This is a genomic window from Bradyrhizobium sp. 18BD, from assembly GCF_054185225.1.
In genome coordinates this window covers 1-518 of sequence record NZ_JAVAYL010000110.1, presented here as the reverse complement: position 1 = coordinate 518, position 518 = coordinate 1, and the positions used below count along the sequence as shown (strand labels likewise).

1 protein-coding gene is annotated in these 518 nt (G+C 36.5%); it reads right to left on the bottom strand.

The genetic code is table 11. The features are described 5' to 3' along the window. Positions 1-518, bottom strand: a 518-nt coding sequence (locus RAD16_RS40630; RefSeq protein WP_458163646.1) for a GTP-binding protein, incomplete at both ends; no start/stop codon positions are given.

The window sequence follows — 518 nt, the reverse complement described above, 5'->3', positions numbered from 1 at the left end:
AACAGAGAACAATTCTGAAATCTTATGCTTTCCTCTTGTTCGAGTTCCAATGCTTCTAATGATTTACCGGACATATATTTCTCTAAAAGGTCATCGTTTCCCTCTATTACCGTATCCCATTGTTCAGATTCGGTAAAGTTCGTCACACACACATTAGGATACAGTTCTACCTTCTGTTTGATTACAATTTCGGCAGAAAGTTTCTCTTTAATATCCTGATAAACCGTTGATAAATCAATTCCATTTTGGTCAATCTTATTGATAAAAAAGATTGTGGGAATCCCCATTTTCCTAAGTGCATGAAATAATATACGAGTTTGTGCTTGTACGCCATCTTTTGCAGAAATCAGTAGAATTGCCCCATCTAAAACTGATAATGAACGATATACTTCTGCTAAGAAATCCATATGTCCTGGCGTGTCTATGATGTTCACCTTCGTATTTTCCCACTGAAAAGAGGTTATTCCTGTCTGAATTGTAATTCCTCTCTGACGTTCTAAAAGCGTATTATCCGTCCT